Source organism: Oceanobacillus sp. FSL H7-0719, from assembly GCF_045040795.1.
Taxonomy (GTDB): domain Bacteria; phylum Bacillota; class Bacilli; order Bacillales; family Amphibacillaceae; genus Oceanobacillus.
Genome location: NZ_CP150301.1, coordinates 3,430,074 through 3,448,386, shown reverse-complemented (window position 1 = coordinate 3,448,386; position 18,313 = coordinate 3,430,074). Strand labels below are relative to the sequence as shown.

Sequence of the window (18,313 nt, the reverse complement as noted above, 5' to 3'; positions counted from 1 at the left end):
TCAAGATTTCTGCCATAACCGGCTAAAATCTTGATGCTTTTTCAACTATGCTGTAAAAAAAATGAAGGCTGTCTCACTTTTCATCTGAGACAGCCTTCCTATTTATGAATCGAATATATGGTGTCGCATGCACCACGGCATTAACAAGAAACTTTGATTGTTCCTGTATATCTCCAAACAAATATCTTACGCTTTTGGAGGTGTTCCTTCAGCGTTTGCTACAATAGCATCAATTTGAACTAATGCATCCTGCGGTAAAGCCGATACGCCAACTGTTCTTCGTGCAGGAACACCGCCTGGGAAGAATGTTTTGTAAGCTTCGTCCACCGCATCCATATCTGCAATGTTTTTAACAAAGATATTTACTTTAACTACATCATCCATCACATGGTCGATACTTTCAACAATTGCTTTGATATTTGCCAAGCACTGTTCAGCCTGTTCTTTGACACCACCAGCTACTAATTTGCCAGTTTTCGGATCAATTGGCAATTGAGCTGAAAGGTGATTGTAATGTGAAAATGCTACAGTTTGTGTAGATAGAGCGTCCTGTGGTGCATTTTCCGTGTTGTTTGCCCAGATAACGATTCCATGTCTGTCTTCAACAGCTTGTGGTGGTGTACCGTCTCCATGTGATACCACTGCTTCAATTTGTACCAAAGCATCCATTGGCAAAGCTGCAGCTGCAACTGTTGTTCGTGCAGGAACATAGCCTGCAGTTCTAGCAATAGCCGAGTCTGGGAAGAATGTTGTATACACTTCATTTACAGCATCAATATCCTTAAGGTCTTTAAGGAAGATATTAATTTTAACAATATCATCAAAAGGAACGTCGATGCTTTCTAAAATTGCCTTGATATTTTTTAAAGCCTGTCCAGTCTGCTCTTTGATGCCACCAGCAACCAATCTTCCAGTTTTCGGATCAATAGGTAATTGAGCTGAAAGATTATTGTAATGAGAGAAGGCTACTGTTTGTGCAGATAGAGAACTTGTTGGTGCATTTTCCGTGTTATTTGTAAGCTTGATGAGGTCACCTGCTTGTGGTGCGTTTGGAATTGTGCCTTCGCCGTGTGAAACAAGTGCTTCAACTTGCACTAAAGCATCCATTGGCAAAGCTGCAACTGCAACTGTTGTCCGTGAAGGAACATAGGTAGGGAAGAACGATTTATAAACTTCGTCTACTGCGTCAACATCTTTGATATTCTTAACGAATACAGTGATTCTAACGATATCACTCATAACATGATCGATGCTTTCTACGATTTCCTTGATATTTTTAAAACACTGTTCAGCCTGTTCTTTAATCCCACCAGCTACCAATTCACCTGTTTTTGGGTCTAAAGGTAATTGAGCTGAAAGATTATTGTAATGAGAGAAAGCAACAGTTTGTGAATATAGACCGTTACCGTTCGGAGCATTTTCCGTATTTCTTCCTAGTACTGTGTTATAACTGCTCATGATGTATTCTCCTTTTAGATAAATTTATTAACCCAAGCAGAAACATGGACTTGTCGCAAGAATCGTGTTCTGACAAAGCTGTGAAGCGAATGACTGGCTGTGTTTTGTCCCGATAAGAACCTTTGCTAGTCTAATATCATTCGAATATATCGTATCATCTGAAGCATTGCGTTTTTCTCCAAATCGGCAGACTACCTGTTTCATTTTTGCAAAAGAATAACATTGCAAGAATTACGGTGTGCTTGTTGAAGGAGTGGGAGCGAGGGCAAAATTTGCTTCGTCGGAAAATTTGGCGATTTGTTTGCCAGCTTGCGATGAAGACAGTGATATGGATTGAAGACTGTTTGAACTCAACCGATAGCATTCTTCACACAGATGAAAAAAACAATTCTCACTAGACACTTTTTTCATTTTTGAGCAAGTGTCAATTATAGCAGGCTTTCCCCGAGTTGACTACATGTATCTCATGTTTTAATTGAGTTTTCATCAACTTTTTGTTTCTTTTGGAGCAGTATGCCCATCTTTTCTATTGCATGAACAACTTATTTGAAATATCCTAATCACCTAGCTCTCATTAGTATTTTTATTGCATATTTTCATTATCCCCATTTCGAAGGGTAACGACTCGTAAGCTTAAAGTTTTGCTTAGCTAAACCTGTTAGAAGGAAATACTGAACTGACAAGTAAAAAGAAGCTTCTCAAAAGTTTGATCAACTTATGAGAAGCTTACAAAGATGTATCAGATTAGCCATATACCTTTCAACTTAAACCATTTTTTAAGAGATTCGTTAGAAAAATGTAAATTTTATGCATTCTTTAACAGATTTTACGTTACGCTTCATACACTGTTTTGAGCCTTCCATAAAAAATGGAGTGGTTCTCTTGTTTCCTTAAAACAAGAGAACCGTCCCAGTTATTTTTTACTTACGGTAATCTAATACGAGGACCATTCATGTCTGCAACGGCAACCATTATTTTCACCGTATTTTCACCGTATTCAGCGGTTATTTCTGTGATACCACGATTCTTGCCTAAAATAGCACCTTCGCTAATCGTAACAATATCTTCATCAGCCGCTGTATAGGCAATAAACATAGTATCCTAAACTAGAGTACTCTAAGTACTCAAAGTTTAGGATTTTTTAATTTTAATGCTTTAACTAATGAATATATATAGGTATTATTTATAAAAGTTAAAGTATTTAAGGGAGGATGAGAAATGAAAGTTCAAAAAGTAGTTGTGGAGGAAAAACCATATCCATTATACATACTACTAGACAAAAAGTTTGAAGTGGTAGAACTGGTTAAGAGATACATAAAATACTTGGATAATACGGGAAAAGCGCCGAATACGATTAAAACATATTGTTACCATCTTAAGCTATTCTATGAATTTATGAGCCAGAGAGGAATTGAATTAGAAGACTTAAAATTTGAGGAAATGGCAAACTTTGTGGGATGGTTAAGAAATCCGACGGGGGATGTAAAGGTAATAGATTTAAAACCAAAGAAGGCTAAAAGAGAAGAAACATCCGTTAATGCGATACTTAATGCTGTAACTAGTTTCTTAGAGTATTTAAATCGTACAGGAGATTTTAAAGCTATAGATATGACTAAAGAAGCAAGGGGAAGAAATTTTAAGGGATTTCTTCACCATATTTCTAAAGGAAAATCTTATCAAAAAAATATTTTAAAGCTTAGGATCAAAAAGAAACTTGTACAAGTATTAGAACACAAACAAGTTAAAGCAATAATTGATGCATGTCATACCAAAAGAGATAAGTTACTTATTATGCTTATGTATGAAGGAGGACTTCGGGTTGGGGAGGTATTATCTCTTCGTATCGAAGATATTTCTCCTTGGGATAATCTGATTAATATCACACCAAGAGATCATAATGGAAACGGGGCTTATATTAAGCTTAGAAAAGAACGAACAATCGATGTTAGCAAGGAATTAATGGCTTTATATACCGATTATTTAGTTCATGAATATGGAGAAGATTTAGAGCATGATTATATATTTATAAATCTCAAAGAATCTTATTTTGGGAAACCTTTAAAATATCAAAGTGTATTAGACCTTATTAGGCGATTGGTAAAACGGACAGGGATTACCTTCACTGCCCATATGTTACGTCATACGCATGCCACTGAACTCATTAGAAGTGGATGGGATGCTGCTTACGTACAAAAAAGGTTAGGTCATGCACATGTACAAACAACACTTGATACGTACGTTCATCTTTCAGATCAAGATATGAAAGATGAATATAAAGCGTATCTACAAGGGAGAGAAAAATAGAAATGAAATTTCCAAGCGTTGCAACAAATCGAAAGCTTGTCACTAGCACAGAGATTAATAAAAAAATAGCGGATATGACTAGTGTCTTACAAGGGTTTTGGGCAGCAGATAGATGGGATATAAGAATTTGCCCACATCCTAGTGCGATAGAGTTAAGTAAGAATCCTTCGTTAAAAAATCGTTGGGTAAACTTTGATAAAGTAGAAAACATCTGGTTAAAAACAGAATTAAAATATTTTTATTATGTTCACTTAAATAATGGAACTTGGAATGCAAAATCTGTTTGGATTAGAAAAGGAACAGTGATAAGCCGAATGTTGGGATTTTTAAATTTAAAATATCCTGACATTAGATCTATAACTGACGTACCTATAAAAAAAGCTTTGACAGAATACCGTACTTACTTAGCAGAACAAGGAGTAAAAACTACGACTACAAATTACAAGCTTGATATAAATCAAAAAAAATACCTGTATATGCGAACTCCTACTACGTTACTAATCTTAAACAGTTTATGGAGTTCTATGAGGATTTCTATTTTGACGGCGATGAATGGGAGAAAGATGTTTGGAATCGAAGAAAACTTTCATTATCGGAAGATAAGGTAAATCCAACATCCTATGAATACACAATCAATTTCAAGGGGTTTGAAAATGATTATTTTAAAGAATTAGTTAAGCGGTATTGTAAATTAATGTTAAATACACGTAGCTTTTCTCATGTTGTTGATACAGCATCAAGATTAAAAGAGTTTTTTAATTTTATAAACAAAAATTGTAAAGGCATACGAAGGATTCATCAATTAACTAGAAAAGAAGTTGAGCAATATTTAAATGAAATTAATTTAAAAGGTTTAAAACCAAGTACGGTAACTGGACGAATATCTACTTTAGATGTTTTTTTCTCTACTATTCAAAGGTTTGAATGGAATGATTCTCCTTCTAAGATCCTTATCTTTCAAGAAGATTATCCTAAAGTGCCGAAGGCACAACCACGTTATATTGATGAACATGTACTTGAACAATTAAACGGGAAATTAGATAAATTAGAACCTTATATAGCTACTATGGTTATGGTACTTCAAGAATGCGGAATGCGTATCAGTGAACTTTGTACGTTGAAAAAAGGTAGTGTTATTACGGATAAAGAAGGGGATTGCTTCTTGAAGTATTATCAGTGGAAAATGAAAAAAGAACATATCATTCCTATATCTAAAGAAATTGCTGCATTGATACTCGTTCAGGAACAAAGGGTAGCTGATGACTTTGATAATGGCTGTGAGTATTTATTTCCAAGAAAAGACGGCTCTCCATTAAAGCAGGATACCTTTAGAGTGAAATTAAATGAATTAGCTTATGAAGAAAAGATAACGGATAATAAGGGAGAAATTTTTCGATTTCATGCTCATGCCTTTCGGCATACTGTTGGTACTAGAATGATAAACAACGGAGTGCCACAGCATATTGTTCAAAAGTTTTTAGGTCACGAATCACCAGAAATGACCGCAAGGTATGCTCATATATTTGATGAAACTCTAAAAAAAGAGTTCACAAAATTCAAGGAGACTTTGGTGACGAATAACGGCAGCATTCTGGAGTTAAGCGAAGATAATAGTGAAGCTGACAATACAGATCTTCAATGGTTTAAAAAGAATATCAATGCACAAGCTCTTCCTAACGGTTACTGTCGCTTACCAGTAATTGCAGGACCTTGTCCTCATGCTAACGCTTGTTTAACTTGTACGAATTTCTGTACAAGTAAAAGTTTTTTAAATGAACATGAGGAGCACTTAGACCGAACTAAGGAAATACTAAATAGGGCTAAACAGAATCAATGGCAGCGTCAGATTGAAACTAACGAACATGTTAAAAATAGGTTAGAGCAGATTATTCATTCCTTAAAGGAGACGAATTAGATGACAAAAAAGAGTAATACAACTGCTATAATTCAACTTTCAAAAGAGAAGTCAGAGAAAACAAGAATTAGAGTTGAAAAGACCATATCAGAGATGGTAATTAAAAAAGAGAAAATTAACTTTAATTCTGTTTCTGAAAAAGCAAATGTTTCAAAGTCGTGGCTTTACAAAAAGAAAGACATTAGAAATAGAATTGAGACTTTAAGAGGGATGCAAATAAGAGAATTAATTCCCCGTAAACAAAGCAAAAGCCCTCGTTCAGAGGAAGTGTTAATAAGGACACTAAAAAGTCGTATAAAGGCATTAGAGGACGAAAATAAACAATTAAAAGATCAAGTTCAAAAATTATATGGGAAGTTGTTTTAAGCTAGATTATACTTCTTATTTGTCCGTAATTGGAAATCTAACTCTCTTTCATTCAAGTGTTCACTTGAATATGATTTGTAGAAAGGGTACAATATAATCAAGTAGGGACTTGAATGGAAATGGAGTGAGAAAATGAATAATAAAGATGCTTGTGAAATTTATTGTTATGACGAAGAAAAAGTTAATCGAATACAAAGAGAATTAGAGAAAGAAGATATTTCTAGTGTTGCCCAATTATTTAAAGCTATTGCGGAAGAAAATAGGGCGAAAATTACCTTTGCCTTGTTAAAAGGTGAAGAGTTATGTGTTTGTGATATAGCAAATATTATTGATGTCACGGTCGCAAATGCTTCCCACCACTTACGCACGCTTCATACGCAAGGAGTTGTTAAGTTTAGAAAAGAAGGAAGATTAGCGTTTTATTCGCTGGATGATGACCATGTTGAACAGTTATTTGTTAATGCATTAAAACATGAGAAAGAAGGAAAAGTAAATGTCTGATCAACAAGCAAAATTATCGGAACAAGAAATGAAAGCTTATCGAGTTCAGGGATTTACCTGTACAAGCTGTGCAAATATCTTTGAAAATAACGTAAAAAAATTACAAGGAGTTGAAGATGCTAAAGTAAACTTTGGGGCATCTAAAATCTATGTTCACGGAAGTACAACGATTGAGGAATTAGAAAAAGCAGGTGCTTTTGAAAATTTAAAGATTCGAGATGAAAAAGAACAAAAAATAGAACGTGAATCGTTTTGGAAACAGAAAGCAAATATTAAAGTTTATATCTCAGCTATATTGCTTGTTATGAGTTGGTTGTTGGGCGAGCAATATGGGGAAGGTCATATTCTTCCAACGATTGGTTTTGCAGCAGCCATCTTAATTGGTGGATATTCATTATTTATTAAAGGATTTAAAAATTTAAGCAGATTTAAGTTCGATATGAATACGCTAATGACTATTGCCATTCTAGGAGCCGCGGTGATTGGTCAATGGGGAGAAGGGGCAATGGTTGTTATCCTGTTCGCTATAAGCGAAGCGTTAGAGCGCTATTCAGTAGACAAGGCTAGGCAATCCATTGAATCGTTAATGGATATCGCTCCAAAAGAAGCACTAATTCGTCGTGAAAATAAAGAAATGCAAGTACACGTTGAAGATATTCTAGTGGGCGATATTATGATCGTAAAACCTGGCCAAAAGTTAGCGATGGACGGAACAGTTATTCAGGGTATATCGACATTAAATCAGGCCGCCATTACAGGAGAAAGTGTTCCAGTAACCAAAACTGTTGGTGATGAAGTCTTTGCAGGAACATTGAATGAGGAAGGATTACTAGAAGTAAAAGTAACAAAAAAGGTAGAAGATACCACGATATCAAAAATCATTCATTTGGTAGAAGAAGCCCAAGCAGAACGAGCACCTTCTCAAGCGTTTGTCGATAGATTTGCACAGTACTATACACCAGCTATTGTCGTCTTGGCTCTTTTAATCGCTGTTGTTCCCCCTTTACTATTTGGAGCTGATTGGAGCATGTGGGTCTATCAAGGCTTGGCTGTGTTAGTAGTTGGTTGTCCTTGTGCTCTAGTTGTTTCAACACCTGTTGCTGTAGTTACTGCAATAGGAAATGCAGCTAAAAATGGTGTTTTAATTAAAGGTGGCATCCACTTGGAAGAAGCAGGAGCTCTAAAAGCAATTGCTTTCGATAAAACTGGAACATTAACAAAAGGTGTTCCAGCCGTAACGGACATTATAACGTATAGTGGAAATGAAAATGAATTAATGACTATTACAGCAGCTATTGAAAAGGGATCACAGCATCCACTTGCTTCAGCAATTATGAGAAAAGCAGAAGAAAACAGTTTGGACTTTAATGGAGTATTGGTTGAAGATTTTCAATCTATTACAGGTAAAGGCGTAAAAGCAAAAGTAAATAATGAATTATATTATGTAGGTAGTCCAAATCTTTTTGAAGAAGTACATGGAAGCATTGAAAGGAATCAAGAACGACAGATTATTGAAATGCAGGCGCAGGGAAAAACAGTCATGGTGTTAGGAACGGAACAAGAAATCCTTTCTCTTATTGCAGTGGCAGATGAAATAAGAGAAACATCAAAAGATGTCATCAGTAAATTGAACAGCATTGGAATTGAAACAGTGATGCTGACAGGTGATAACCAAAGGACAGCAGTAGAGATTGGAAAACAAGTCGGTGTTTCAGATATTAAAGCAGATTTGCTTCCAGAAGATAAATTGAATTTCATTAAAGAACTTCGTGGAAAGCATAAAAGTGTGGGAATGGTTGGAGATGGCGTGAATGATGCACCTGCTCTTGCAGCTTCCACTGTTGGTGTGGCAATGGGTGGTGTTGGAACTGATACAGCACTAGAAACAGCTGATATTGCTTTAATGTCAGATGATTTAAGACAATTACCATATACCATTAATTTAAGCCGTAAGGCTTTGACGATTATAAAACAAAATATTACCTTCTCATTGGTAATTAAATTAGTGGCATTGCTGTTAGTTATACCTGGTTGGTTAACGCTATGGATAGCGATATTTTCCGATATGGGAGCAACATTACTTGTAACACTAAACAGTTTAAGGTTATTGAAAAGTAAAGAATAACAATTTTGTTTAAAGAGGAAAGGGATAACATTTGTTATCCCTTTAAAATTTGAATAAATTTTCTTTTCATCGTTATATTTTCGATTTGATGAGTATGCGTTGAATCCATGTAGTTAAAGTAAAAGGTTTGTTTTTATAATGTTTTTTACACATTACTATTGATATAATCCTGCTTCGTTTGTCACATCTTTTTCTGTGGTTTCACCATCAATTGTAGTTACTTCTGTGATTCTAACTTGTGCAGTCTCTCCTTTATTCACTAGAAGGATATCTTGATCAACTTTCAAGCTAACTTCTGCGTTAGGATTCGGCTCAGAATGAGCTTCGGTTACTCTTACATCTACCATTACTTCATTTCCACCGTAGGAGATGGTGACAGTAGTCTCTCCAGCAGCAATTCCTTCAATAACGCCAGCATTTACTGTGGCGATAGACGCATCAGCTACGGCGTACTCCGCTAGAGCTGTTACATCTTCTTCCGTTACTTCGTCTCCAATCTTCGTAGTTTGAGTTACTACTACTGATTGTGTTGTTCCTTCTTCAAGCGTAACTTCTGATGGATCAACAGAAAGACTCACTTTTACTGCTTCCACCGCAAATTCTGCTTCACCGCTATTTCCAGCAGCATCTTCTACTTTCACTGTAACTTTATCCGCTTCCTGATCTAGGTCGATTTCAAATGAACCGTCCTGTTCTAATGTTAATGGGAGTGAATCACTTTCTGCACCATCATTTGTGATGACATAAGATGCTGTTAGTTTTGTATTGAGATCATAACCAATGCCATATGGCGCTAGAACATCAATGTAGCCGATGTACTTATCTGTTACTTGACCTGTGATTTTGTTTTCAGCAGCCTCACCTGAAACTTCAGGGTTTGTTGATTTAACAAAAATCGGGCCTACGTAGTCACCAATTACGCCTGATGCTGCTTCAGCTGTATAGTCAATTGTATATACGCCATCAGGAATAGCTGTTAAATCCTGAGGAGAATCCCACGATCTATACTCTCCGGTAATTCCTAATTGATAAGAACCCGCACCTAAAGAATTACTTGCGTGTAGGTAACCAATATAGCCATCTCCATAATAACCCCCATTTGGATTTTCGATATCCCAAAGTTCAATATAGTTCGTCCCGACATCCCCTGTAATCGTAAAATAAAGCATTGCTTCATCATTCACACCATCCCCATTAAAGGAGAGATCTGTTTCCGTAATGCTCATATCCTTTATTTCAGTCGGCGCTACTCCTCCAAAGTCTGCTGCAAATGGCAGGGAAATAAGGTTGTCCCCTCCATTAATATGGATATATCCTAAAAATTCGTCTCCTGCCTTCGTATCTTGTCCTTCAACTACTAATGTTACGTTTACTACTTCTTCTCCATTTGGCGCTAAACTAAAGGAAGCTTTATCAATCGTCAAATGTGCATCGGAAAATGGCTTGGTTACATCCACTTCCACATTGAATTCTCCACCTGATCCTTGCAAATCTTTCACACGAATTTGCTTCGTTACTGAAACTTTCTCGCTTAAATCTTGAGGTCCAAACGTAACAGTTCCTTTTATGTTTGGCACAACTTCTCCACTAGCATCAAGTATAGCTTCATCCTCCGCATAGGCAAGAACACTCGGGAATGCTGCTGCATAAGCGTCTACCCGCCCAGACCCTTGAGCAAATACGTCATATTTTTCTTTATCAAGCAATTTTGCAGTATTAGAAAGGGCTACTTTCACATCAAATGCATCCCAATCTGGGTTAGCTTGTTTAATTAGGGCGGCGATTCCACTGATATGTGGTGCTGACATAGATGTTCCTGTAAAACGATCATATGACTTTTCATAGCTTGCATCAGGGAAATCCCATTTGTAAGCTGGAATAGATGACATAATATTTGTTCCAGGTGCTAATACGTCTGGTTTAATATCAAAGTTCGGGTTGGACGGACCATGTGAACTAGAATCAGTGAGCTCATCCCCCGTGGTCTCTGATGCCTTAAAGTTCGCAAATGTGACAGTACCAGGGCCTGTCTTCAGTGCATTTCGAATCGCATCACCATCTGTTACCGACATATCAATTGTCGGAATCAGAGTAAATTTATCACCTAAAAATACATCAGATACATCCGGTGCGTTCGTGCCACCTGAGAAGTTATGAATAATTGTTGCTACTGCACCATTTTCTTTTGCATTGGCAATTTTGTCAACAAAGGCAATCTCTCCACGAGCGATGAGAGCAACTTTCTCATCTACATCGATTCCTTCAAAGTCTGAATTATTTCCAACTCCTGGAATTGCAACAAGTTCGTATTCATCATCGAGTTGCTCCTCTATATCTTGCCCATATGTCGTACTCATGAATTGCAGTTGTTTCGAGTAGGCATAATCTTCACCCACAGTAACGCTTACTTCCGCGTTGTGTTGCGTTTCCGGATTTGTCGTGTTACCGACGGTGATTCCAAGACGCGATGTTCCTGGAGTAGTTACTGTTGCACGATTTGGTCCCGAGTTTCCTGATGAAACAACAGCAATTACATCTGCCATCATTGCATTGTTAATCGCATACGCTAAACTATCATTTTCCGAGTTGCTCCACTTCCATATGCTCCAAGTACACGGTACGCATACAAATCAATCTCTGGGGCAATCCCCTTAATTCCGTATTCATTCGCCCCAATTGCAGCTATAGTTCCAGCTACATGTGTTCCATGATCTGTGTAAAATGCACGACCATCTGCATTAACTTCAGGCATATGTTCTGGACGCTCTGCTGGTGACGTTTCACGTGCTTCATCATCTGCACGTTCACGAGCATAATCTGAACTGTTTACAATAAAATTCTTTCCACCCTTATAAATCCCTTGGAATTCCGGATGATCTGAATCAATTCCTGTATCAAGTACAGCTACTTTAACCCCTGCCCCTTTATATCCTTCTTCCCAGATCGTCTCAATTCCCAGATGTGGAATACTCGTGTCCATCTGTGTCTCAAACGTAATATCCTTTTCAAGAACAGATGATTCGTCACCTGGCTCCTTCATATCTGTTGCATAAACAATTGTATCTGGTTCTACTAATCTGATTTCTGTGATATCAAGTAGTTTGTCAAGATCATCTGCCTTTACTTCAGCAGAAAAACCGTTAAGGACAGTGTCAAAGGAAAAACCTTTATCAAAGGTAATTCCCTTTAAAACCATTTCTCTATCGACACGCCCATGCTGTTTATTTATTTGGTCACGAATAGTATCAACTTTAGATTTTGATAATACTTTTCCCTTTAATGATTCAATCCCTTTTTCCAATGCAACCGGTTTTGCCGAGAGATGGATAATGACTGGAACCATCTCATTCCCCGATTTATCCTGTAAATCCTTATGCAGCTTTGGTAAACTTTCCGAGTTCTCTATTTGCTCGGAAACTGCCGCCTTTAGCTCCATGTTTTCTTCGTTAAATTGCAGTTCTTTAAATGATTCATTTTCAATCGACCTTGATGCTGATACGGGTAGTACAAGTGAAACAACCATTAAAAAGACTAGAAAACTGCTAAATAATTTAATTAACTTCTCTTTTCTCAATGCATTTCCTCCTTCTCCTCCGTAAAATTGAAACTTATTAATTTATCCGACTACTCACTCGAAACTGCTTTATTATTGGGTAGTAAAAATAGCTGAATTAGTGAATGTTTGTTCATTCCCACATTTCTTCATTTAATAGATTTGAAGTTTCAGTCTACTCCTTCCATTTCTTTTTTGATAATCCTTATTATTCTCACACCCTTCTGCGTTCTCAATAAAGAACAATGTGATTAAAAAAAATGAAATGAAAGTATGGTCCCTCCATTCTATTAAAATTACAGCATAGTATTTTCAAAATATTAACTATAAAAAGAACGATTTGTTCTTTTTATAGTTAATATTTCCTGATTTTTAATCTTTTCTAATAAAATTTCCTTTTATAATTAATTTTTCGTTCTTTATTAAGAATGTTATAGTAAGCTTATAATAAATGCAGAATAATTAGTTTGAAAAGTAAAGCAGCTGTTGAGGATAGAATGATTGTGTTTAACGAAGTGAAAAGAACCTAATAAAAAATAGGGATGGTGAGGGAATGTTCAATAGGAAAGTAATGAATTACGTCATGGCAGGGGTATTAACTGTTGGTATTGGTGGGACAGCAGCATCTATATATGCGATGCCTAGTCAGGATAATGATAATTTACGGCAGTCTGCAAACGATGATATTTCCCCTCAGATTCAAATTCAAGAGATAAAGGATATGCTTGAAGCACAAGGGATTACTCTTCCCGGCGAAGATATGGATAAAGATGAATTTCTTGCTGCAAGCATAGATGCTGCCACAAAGAAAGAACTAGAGGAAATTACTGATCATTTAAAAGCAAAAAAATTATCATCAGATGAAGCCCTAGAGTTAAGGAAACAAAGAATTAGCCTTCCTGAAAAAGAAAATAAAACAGATAAATTTGTGCATATCGATGAAAAAGTGAAAACATTAGCAAAAGATATTTTAGAAAAAATATGGGATGGCACTATGATAGTTGATGAATCTGTAGCCGAACTTACAAAACTTGGAGTTACGCTTACCGATCAAGAAATTCGCGACTTGCATACTTTCTTCAATCGGGAAACTAGCGCTGAAATGATTGACTTTTATAATAAACACAAGGAAGATAAGATTACTCGGGATGAAGCAAGGGAAAAAATAATGAAACGAAGAATTAGCCTTCCGGATCATGAAGAAAACGACTAATGAGGAACGAAATAAATAGCACGAATAATCAGAAACTAGGTGTACTGCCGTCAAGATTCGAATTTGTAAAAAGTAAATTGAAAAAGGTACCTGCCACTTTTTCTGTCAAAATTAAAAAAGTTAGGTGTTATTAATGACAAAAAGCAAAAAAAAGAAATCAAATATTCCTAGACGTAAACGAATGAATCGCTCTCAACGTTTACAATCAGCCACACACTTTGTTCCAACATATAATGGGAAAAATCTCGTGTCTGGTTATAGTAAATACTTTGCAGTTGATAAACTATGTGCAGTCAAGGAGCTTGAAATGCTTGGATATTCAATTAAAAGCAGCTATAAAAAGGATTTAAAAGTTACTGCACTGCAAAAAGCCAAAAAGAAAGAAGAACAGAAAAAATTAAAACGTGAAAAACTTGAATTAGAAACATTGATAGACAGCGATGAAACCTTCGCATTTATTGCAGGTTATACTTCTGGAGGAGCACCATATGGGATTACATGGGAAGATTGGAATGAGAAAGAAGAAGATGAAAGAATCAAGACTTAATAAAAGACAAATGCAAAAAGCAAAAGATATGGGATATGATGTGACAATGTTTTAAGTTGCTCTCCGAAATGTAGAACAAAACATTGAAAGAGTTGCAATGAGAGACAAAATGGTGGTCAAGGCATTCTGACTGAAGATATCATCAGAAGAAATATTATTTCTTTCAAACATCTTTATGAGTATGCTCAGATGATTGATAATCGCGTTTTTACCAGAAAGAGTTGTCTCAATTGAGAAATCCTTACCTTCTTCAATGTATCTCTAAACTGAGTTAATAACTTTTATCTGCAGTCACTCTTTTAACCTCGGGATATTCCACCACTTTATTGATAGAGTTTTCCAATAGTCATTATCTAAATTGCCTTCCAAGACGTATGGGTATTTTGCAAAACAAAAATCCATAAGATTGCAACTGCAATTACATAATGTTGCAACTTTACTTTGAGCCTCTGCGGTCATGAGTACAAAGCCTTGAAGCCAGCCGTAGCAAGGCTGGCTTTGCCAATGAAGGTTATCACGCCCGCTTCTCAAAGTAAAGTGCAACCGTAATCGCTAATATTGTAACTAATGTTATCGAGAATAAAATGAACCTGCTGGAATTCGGATCAAGTAAATATATAATCTAACATATATTTAATACTGACCGGGATTACACTACAACTATCTGACTTATATACATAAAGCCGAGAACTCTTAATAGTTGCACTCACGGCTGTTTTTATTTGGTTTAACTGCAGAAGTAATGATAAGAAACAATAATAAAACGTTTGTGTCAAGTTTTAACTCGGTTTAGTAAATTTCTTCTTACTGCGCTTGAGCACCTCTAATGAAATCTACCACTCTTTTAGTCACTTTGGGACCACCATTGACTATAGTGCCGTCAGAGAATCTGTAACTCGCGTTATGCACCCCAACAATCGAATTTAACCTCAACATACTAGAGCCTGACTGCCCTGAATTAGTATCTATACTATAGTATGCTAAATCATTAGTTTCTTCTGTAACATGACCGAATGCTCCCCATTGTGAAAAGGTATTCCTTATTAAGTCACCGGGATAACCATGTATACCTATAAGACTCCCTTGTATATTACTAACAGTACTAATTGGCCTGGTTCCTACATTTCCAATTTCTAATCCAGTATTTATTTCAGGACCAACCTTTATCACTGCAAAGTCTTCAGAAGCATGGCCTGTATTAATATAATGTGATGTCACAAAATAGTTTTCAGCAATATATTGTCCTCGTAAAGCAAATCCATTTTCAACAGCAGGATATACTCTTATACTTTGTGCCCCTCTTTGCATATTTGCATCGAACACACAATGGGCGTTTGTTAACACGGTATCTAAACCGATAACTGTGCCGGTACAAGAGTAGGTACCATCCCAAAAATCGGACTCAATATAAGATATTTGAATATGTGGTGCTACTAAATGATTTTGAACTAAAGTCCGTTGATCCGCCCCGATTACAACAAAAGGATTAATATCCAAACTATCAAACTCTATTTATCTACTATATTAAGATCTTCATCAACTTCATACAGAAGTTCTTTTTGTTTAGCTGATTTCCCTAAGTCTATCTTAGGAATCTCTTTGTAATTTATAGTAGTTTGAAAAACTCCTTTTCGATTTTCTAAATTCTGTTTTATATCTTTTTTATAGTCTTCAAACTTAATAAGATTGCCTTGCGAATCCACCATATCTGTTCTAGCAGTATTTTCTTGGCCTTGACTAGCGAAAATAGAAACTCCAGAAGTTAATACAAAGAGTACTGAAAATAAAATGACAAACATAATTTTAGCAGCTCTCAAAGTTCTCATCTGCCTATTTTTTTATTTTGATACTATCAAAATAAAGTTACAATACTTCAACCTTTAATACTTTTAGTTTAGCTGGATGTGTCTCCGCAATTGGATAATCATACCAAATTTTGACTCTTGAACCATTCCTGATATTCGGACTCTTATTCAATGAATAAATCTCGCGATAATTAAACAACAAATCTCGAGATGATAGTTGCTCTGCTTCTTCTAAGTTAAAGTCGTCGTCTATGATGAGGTAAGTTGCTGACTTTTTATTAAATATATACCCGTCCATCGTGAGATCATCATCTATACTAAGATAATTAAGTACTCTAGTTCCAATAACGAGTAAAACAATTATAAATAATAGAATAAGCGCTCTCTTCAACTTTTCACCTCAATATTGTGTTACGTTTTATTTGAAAGGCAGAAATAATAATGATATATCTGAATCCAAACAATTCTTGCAACTACTCGTTCTTGTCCAACATCTCCTTAAACAGAATTGTTTGTGGAAACCTAAGTGTAGAAAGTAAACTTTTTTCACGGTACTCTGTCAGATAAATTCAAATTCACGTTCTTCTTCTTTTTTATTGCAGAATCCCTAATCTCATGAGGGCACCTCCTTTCTTAATAGAATATTATAAATCATTTACTTAATTATACAATGGGTGTTATAATTTTCCCAATTTTACACGAAACTTTTCTGGGAATAAAAAACTACGTTTTACTGATTACAGCCAACAAAATGTACTACCTATGACATCTTATTTACCAAAGAATGACAAGAGATGTACCACTGAATGACAACTAATTTACCAGTCTTTATACAGAATAACACAGTTTTATGGAATGAGGCCCATGTCGGACGATTGAGTCAAGTACTTGTGGGAGTTTTTTTTAAGTCCCTTATTTTATACTGTTTTCGTCTAGTATTTTGTTAGCGTTATCAAGCCTATATTGCTTTAAAATGTTTAGGTTTCTTCTATTTTTTAAATTCCGCGCAAGCCTTTCAATGCTGCTGTAATTGGCTTCCCAATCGCTTGTTTGAGGTAACCCAAGTTATTACGCGTTGCTTCCGCGGCGCTGTCTTTGAGCTTCTCTACGAAATGTTTCGGCGGTTTTTCTGCCTTCAGTTCTTGCTTCCGTTCTTGTGTCTGTTCCAGGATGCCGTGCAGTGTTTTAATTTCCAAGTTGTCTTTCAGAGCGACCATTACATCGATAAATTTACCAAGCCCTTCCTTGCTCCAACTTCGCCCATTCTTCAGTCTTCTGGCAAACACGCTCATGGCTCCTTCTGCACTTCCCATGGGACGGAAGCCCGTTGTATCTATGCCTTTTTTCTCCAGCTTTTTACGGTAATCTCCCAATGCCTCCGGATACTGGGAAAGTTGTGCGATTAACTCTTCCAATCGTTCTTCTTTCTTTTCATTTTCAAGCGTCCCCACGGCACTATTTAATTCAGCCATAAAACCCTCCCAATCGTATGCTGCCAACTTTTTTCGAATCGAGCGGTATCTGGAGTGTTCACGGAAGATACGCTGTACATCACGGGCCACATGAAAGCGATCAATGACAAATATGGCGTTATGCCGAAAGTAGTCTCTACAAGAGGTAATCCACTTAGCTCCATCCCCGTTGATCACGAGTTGATGCTTCGTTGGATCGTATTGATAAGTCGTCATGAGATACTGCTCAAATTCCTCCCAGAACGGTAAGTTTCCTTCGTGAATAAAGTGCCGTTTCTCCACAAGCCTTGCCCGTTTTCCATTCATTTCCCAGCCTTGATGAATGCTGGCTATTTTTACTTCCCTACCTTTTTTCCCTTTTTCCTGACTCTTGGTGTATAGCCCATCTACCTCGACAAATAAAACCTCTTGCTCCAGTGGTACGGACTCTTCTGGAATAATTTCTGTATTCAAAAGCTGTTGGCGGATGCCTTCGTGGCTAATAACCGAATAGCCCAAAAGCTTCTCCATTGCCACCCCTGCTTGTCGGTAGGAAACACCGGTTACAGCCAGTTCGATAGCCAAGTCTTGTACGACCGGACTCATTCCTTTGGTACCGTCAAAAGCTAAGTATTGATCCAGTAAATAGACATACTTTCCCGTTTCCCTATCCTGATAAAAATTCCGTTTCAATTCCACTTGCCCAAAGACAGATTCAAACTTTAGCGTTCGTTTGTCTTTTAAGTAAAATCTTTTTTTATCTCTTCCAGAAGCAATAGCTTCATCTAATTCCTGGAGGGTTTCCGCCATCACCTGGGAAAAACTTTCTTGTAGTGCGCGATAAGTAATTTGTTCTAACTCTTTCATTGTCAGCGTAGATATGATATCTTTCATGGGAGGACCTCTTTCTATAGTTGTTGTTTTGGTAGACTCTAACTATATAAAATCGGGTCCTCTTTTTCACGTAAAACGCCCTTTATACTACCGCACTTCGCTTGCTCCCCCTGTCTTTGGCAAAAAAAGGATAGCCCTTCTCCTACGTGGTAAAGTATATTGGCATCACTTGGTAAAGTGT

The 18,313-nt window shown here is 36.5% G+C and carries 13 protein-coding genes and 1 pseudogene; 7 read left to right on the top strand and 7 right to left on the bottom strand.

What is annotated here, in order from left to right:
• Window positions 1–186: 186 nt before the first annotated feature.
• A complete protein-coding gene (locus NST93_RS17640) occupies window positions 187–1,458 on the bottom strand; it encodes a RidA family protein (protein WP_405099306.1) in 1,272 nt (423 codons plus the stop codon).
• A gap of 1,218 nt (window positions 1,459–2,676) precedes the next feature.
• Between NST93_RS17640 and NST93_RS17635 the strand changes: the two genes are divergently transcribed.
• From NST93_RS17635 to NST93_RS17615, 5 genes and pseudogenes are all read left to right on the top strand, one after another.
• Window positions 2,677–3,762 carry a tyrosine-type recombinase/integrase gene (locus NST93_RS17635; RefSeq protein ID WP_405099305.1) on the top strand — a complete coding sequence of 362 codons (1,086 nt, stop codon included), beginning with the start codon at window positions 2,677–2,679 and terminating at the stop codon, window positions 3,760–3,762.
• A gap of 2 nt (window positions 3,763–3,764) precedes the next feature.
• A pseudogene (locus tag NST93_RS17630) lies at window positions 3,765–5,677 on the top strand (tyrosine-type recombinase/integrase).
• Window positions 5,678–6,043: a DUF6262 family protein gene (locus NST93_RS17625; protein WP_226371416.1), complete on the top strand. Its 366-nt coding sequence runs from the start codon at window positions 5,678–5,680 to the stop codon at window positions 6,041–6,043.
• Window positions 6,044–6,175: 132 nt separating this feature from the next.
• On the top strand, window positions 6,176–6,544 hold the full coding sequence (locus NST93_RS17620; RefSeq protein ID WP_015008898.1) for a metalloregulator ArsR/SmtB family transcription factor: 369 nt from the start codon (window positions 6,176–6,178) through the stop codon (window positions 6,542–6,544).
• The gene (locus tag NST93_RS17615) at window positions 6,537–8,669 is read left to right on the top strand and encodes a heavy metal translocating P-type ATPase (RefSeq protein ID WP_405099302.1); all 2,133 of its coding nucleotides are present in this window, start codon (window positions 6,537–6,539) and stop codon (window positions 8,667–8,669) included. The genes NST93_RS17620 and NST93_RS17615 overlap by 8 nt, the downstream gene beginning before the upstream one ends.
• Window positions 8,670–8,824: 155 nt before the next feature.
• Here the strand turns inward: NST93_RS17615 and NST93_RS17610 are convergent, their stop codons facing one another.
• Entirely contained in the window at window positions 8,825–11,215 is a 2,391-nt protein-coding gene (locus NST93_RS17610; protein ID WP_405099300.1) for a S8 family serine peptidase, read from the bottom strand.
• Window positions 11,216–11,235: 20 nt separating this feature from the next.
• The gene (locus NST93_RS17605; RefSeq protein WP_405099298.1) at window positions 11,236–12,243 is read right to left on the bottom strand and encodes a S8 family serine peptidase; all 1,008 of its coding nucleotides are present in this window, start codon (window positions 12,241–12,243) and stop codon (window positions 11,236–11,238) included.
• Between the two features lie 562 nt (window positions 12,244–12,805).
• On the opposite strand from NST93_RS17605, the gene NST93_RS17600 reads away from it, so the two are divergent.
• Window positions 12,806–13,435: a hypothetical protein gene (locus NST93_RS17600; RefSeq protein ID WP_405099296.1), complete on the top strand. Its 630-nt coding sequence runs from the start codon at window positions 12,806–12,808 to the stop codon at window positions 13,433–13,435.
• A gap of 133 nt (window positions 13,436–13,568) precedes the next feature.
• The gene (locus NST93_RS17595; RefSeq protein WP_405099294.1) at window positions 13,569–13,982 is read left to right on the top strand and encodes a hypothetical protein; all 414 of its coding nucleotides are present in this window, start codon (window positions 13,569–13,571) and stop codon (window positions 13,980–13,982) included.
• Between the two features lie 804 nt (window positions 13,983–14,786).
• Here the strand turns inward: NST93_RS17595 and NST93_RS17590 are convergent.
• From NST93_RS17590 to NST93_RS17575, 4 genes are all read right to left on the bottom strand, one after another.
• Entirely contained in the window at window positions 14,787–15,479 is a 693-nt protein-coding gene (locus NST93_RS17590) for a trypsin-like serine peptidase (protein ID WP_405099292.1), read from the bottom strand.
• Between the two features lie 11 nt (window positions 15,480–15,490).
• Window positions 15,491–15,799, bottom strand: coding sequence for a hypothetical protein (locus NST93_RS17585; RefSeq protein ID WP_405099290.1), 309 nt, complete (start codon window positions 15,797–15,799; stop codon window positions 15,491–15,493).
• 46 nt (window positions 15,800–15,845) lie between these two features.
• Complete coding sequence (locus tag NST93_RS17580) at window positions 15,846–16,178, bottom strand: DUF3221 domain-containing protein (protein ID WP_405099288.1); 333 nt, start codon at window positions 16,176–16,178, stop codon at window positions 15,846–15,848.
• A gap of 604 nt (window positions 16,179–16,782) precedes the next feature.
• Window positions 16,783–18,132, bottom strand: coding sequence for an ISLre2 family transposase (locus NST93_RS17575; RefSeq protein WP_405099286.1), 1,350 nt, complete (start codon window positions 18,130–18,132; stop codon window positions 16,783–16,785).
• Window positions 18,133–18,313: the final 181 nt, after the last annotated feature.

Excerpts from the sequence above, each read along its gene's own strand:
- NST93_RS17640 (WP_405099306.1), bottom strand. The coding sequence starts at position 1,458 with ATGAGCAGTTATAACACAGTACTAGGAAGAAATACGGAAAATGCTCCG.
- NST93_RS17635 (WP_405099305.1), top strand. The coding sequence starts at position 2,677 with ATGAAAGTTCAAAAAGTAGTTGTGGAGGAAAAACCATATCCATTATAC.
- NST93_RS17625 (WP_226371416.1), top strand. The coding sequence starts at position 5,678 with ATGACAAAAAAGAGTAATACAACTGCTATAATTCAACTTTCAAAAGAG.
- NST93_RS17620 (WP_015008898.1), top strand. The coding sequence starts at position 6,176 with ATGAATAATAAAGATGCTTGTGAAATTTATTGTTATGACGAAGAAAAA.
- NST93_RS17615 (WP_405099302.1), top strand. The coding sequence starts at position 6,537 with ATGTCTGATCAACAAGCAAAATTATCGGAACAAGAAATGAAAGCTTAT.
- NST93_RS17610 (WP_405099300.1), bottom strand. The coding sequence starts at position 11,215 with ATGATGGCAGATGTAATTGCTGTTGTTTCATCAGGAAACTCGGGACCA.
- NST93_RS17600 (WP_405099296.1), top strand. The coding sequence starts at position 12,806 with ATGGCAGGGGTATTAACTGTTGGTATTGGTGGGACAGCAGCATCTATA.
- NST93_RS17595 (WP_405099294.1), top strand. The coding sequence starts at position 13,569 with ATGACAAAAAGCAAAAAAAAGAAATCAAATATTCCTAGACGTAAACGA.
- NST93_RS17575 (WP_405099286.1), bottom strand. The coding sequence starts at position 18,132 with ATGAAAGATATCATATCTACGCTGACAATGAAAGAGTTAGAACAAATT.